Genomic DNA, 2,482 nt, shown 5'->3' with positions numbered 1-2,482 from the left:
CGGTCTTCGTGTTGCCCATGGGGTGTCCTCCAGAAGGGTTGTGCTGGGACGGGGTGGTCAGAAGGTGACGACGGCCTGGACCGGGTCGCCGGTCAGCTCGACGTCCTCGAGCGAGGTCAGGTAGCGCTCGGCGTCCAGGGCGGCGGCACAGCCCGAGCCGGCGGCCGTGATGGCCTGGCGGTAGGTGTGGTCCACGAGGTCGCCGCAGGCGAAGACACCGGGCAGGTTGGTGCGCGTGGAGCGCCCCTCGACCAGGACGTAGCCGTCCTCGTCGAGGCGCACCTGGCCGCGCAGCAGCTCGCTGCGGGGGTCGTGGCCGATGGCGACGAACACGCCGGTGACGTCGAGCGTCCGCTCGTCCCCGGTGACGGTGTCGCGCAGGCGCACGCCCGAGACCTTGTCCTCGCCGAGGATGTCGACCACCTCGGAGTTGAGCGCCCAGACGATCTTCTCGTTGCTGCGCGCGCGCTCCTGCATGATCTTGCTGGCGCGCAGCTCGGAGCGCCGGTGCACGAGCGTGACGGTGCGGGCGAACCGGGTGAGGAATGTCGCCTCCTCCATGGCCGAGTCGCCGCCGCCGACGACCACGATGTCCTGGTCCTTGAAGAAGAACCCGTCGCAGGTCGCGCACCAGGAGACGCCGTGGCCGGACAGCCGCTTCTCGTTGGCCAGCCCGATCTCGCGGTAGCCCGAGCCGGTGGCCAGGATGACCGCGCGCGCCCGGTGCTCGATGCCCTCGCCGTCGATCACGGTCTTGATCTGGCCGGTGAGGTCGACCGACACGGCGTCCTCGAGCTTGAGCTCGGCACCGAAGCGCTCGGCCTGCTTCTGGAGCATCAGCATCAGGTCCGGGCCCTGCACCCCGTCGGGGAAGCCGGGGTAGTTCTCCACCTCGGTCGTGTTCATCAGCGCGCCGCCCTGCGTCACCGCACCCTCGAGCACCAGCGGCTTCAGCCCGGCCCGCGCGGCGTAGATCGCCGCGGTGTAGCCGGACGGGCCCGACCCGATGATGATGACGTCCCGCACGTCGCTCACGCCTGTCTCCGCCCCTCGCTCGTCCACGCCCGGCGGCACTGGCCACCGGACGGGCCTCCCGGCGCTGCCGGCAGGCACTTCCTCGAACCGATCGTAGGGGTGCAGCATTCCCGGGCACGGCCGCTCCCGCCCGGCCGGAGTCACCGGTTCAGCCCGTGGTGAGCACGGAGAGTAAGGGGGTGCGCACGCTCGAGGCCGTGCACGGGCTGGTGAGCACCGAGGCGCGCAACCCGTCCGAGGCCCTGCGCACGACGAGGACCGCGGGACGGCCCCGCCACGTGCCCTCGTCGACCGCGAGGATGGTGCCCGTCGTGAGGAGCATGCTCGAGCACTCCGGGGACAGCGGCGCAGCCGCCGCGGCCACCGGGAGCGCCCCCGACACGAGCCGCGGCACGAGCTGGCGCACCCGGGCCGGCGTGTAGGCGGTGCCCGAGGACGTCGTGCGCCCCAGCTGCCCGGCGGGAGGGACGCTCGCCGACGTCGCGGCGCCGCCCGGGCCGCTCCCGGCGGCCGCACTCGACGGTGCCGGGGCGGCGCCTGCCGCCGCGTCGGCCGAGCCGGCGGCCTCCTGCTCGGCCGAGTCCGCCTTGAGCTGGGCGCTCTGGGGGGCGTTCGCGAGCGAGCCCGCGTCGTCGTCGCTGTCGCTGCCGGGCCGCAGGACGGTCCCGATGGCGAGCACCGCGACCGCGGTCACTCCCGCCGCCGCGGCCAGCGCCCCGAGCCGCTTCCCGGGTGCCTGGCCGCTGCTGGCCCGGCTCCGCGGCGTACGCGCAGGGGCGGCGGCGCGGTGCCGTCCGCCAGGGCTCCGGCTGGGCTCGGGTAGCGCGGCCACGGAGGCGCCGTCGGGCGTCCCCTCCGGCTCCGCGGCGGCCGTCGCGAGCGCGGCGTCCAGGCGGGCGGCGACGTCGGCCGGCATCTCGACCTCAGGGCCCAGGCCGTGCAGCAGGGAGCCGACGGTCTGCAGTTGGGCCTGGAGCGCCCGGCAGGAGGCGCAGGCGGCCAGGTGCCCGCGCGCCGATGCCGCAGAGGCCTCGTCAAGCAGCCCTTCGTCGAGGTCGGCGAGGTACTCGAGGCCCAGGTGGCCCGACGAGTGAGCTCCCGCTCGAGCGCCCTGCTGCTCGTCGTCCGGGCTCACCTGGCCTCCTCCTCCTCGACAGCGGTGTCTGCGGCAGACCTCGCGTCCCGCGGATGAGACGCCGCAGGCGGAAGGTCGGTTCCGGACGCCTGACCGGGAAGCCGCGCGCCGGGGGGTGGCAGGGCGCCGGCGGTCCGACCCGGTGCGAGCAGCACGGCGAGGCGGGCTCGCCCTCGCGAGCACCGGCTCTTGACGGTGCCCTCCGCGACGCCGAGCAGAGTCGCCGCGTCGCGGACGGCGATGCCCTGCAGATCGACGAGGACGATGGCGGCGCGCTGGTCGAGCGGCAGCGTGGAGAGCGCGGCCGCCACG

At 74.9% G+C, this 2,482-nt stretch carries 3 protein-coding genes; all 3 read right to left on the bottom strand.

Annotated elements, in window-relative coordinates; translation table 11 throughout:
• Nucleotides 1-57: 57 nt before the first annotated feature.
• Nucleotides 58-1,035: a thioredoxin-disulfide reductase gene (gene trxB, locus G9H71_RS22225; protein WP_331273195.1), complete on the bottom strand. Its 978-nt coding sequence runs from the start codon at nucleotides 1,033-1,035 to the stop codon at nucleotides 58-60.
• A gap of 148 nt (nucleotides 1,036-1,183) precedes the next feature.
• Nucleotides 1,184-2,170: a cupin domain-containing protein gene (locus tag G9H71_RS22220; protein ID WP_166284941.1), complete on the bottom strand. Its 987-nt coding sequence runs from the start codon at nucleotides 2,168-2,170 to the stop codon at nucleotides 1,184-1,186.
• On the bottom strand, nucleotides 2,167-2,482 hold a 316-nt coding region (locus tag G9H71_RS22215; protein ID WP_166284940.1), incomplete at its 5' end, for a sigma factor-like helix-turn-helix DNA-binding protein. The genes G9H71_RS22215 and G9H71_RS22220, both read right to left, overlap by 4 nt.

The organism is Motilibacter deserti (genome assembly GCF_011250635.1).
GTDB classification, from domain to species: domain Bacteria; phylum Actinomycetota; class Actinomycetes; order Motilibacterales; family Motilibacteraceae; genus Motilibacter_A; species Motilibacter_A deserti.
The sequence above is the reverse complement of the archived record's forward strand: the minus strand, read 5'-3'. Positions and strand labels throughout refer to the sequence as shown.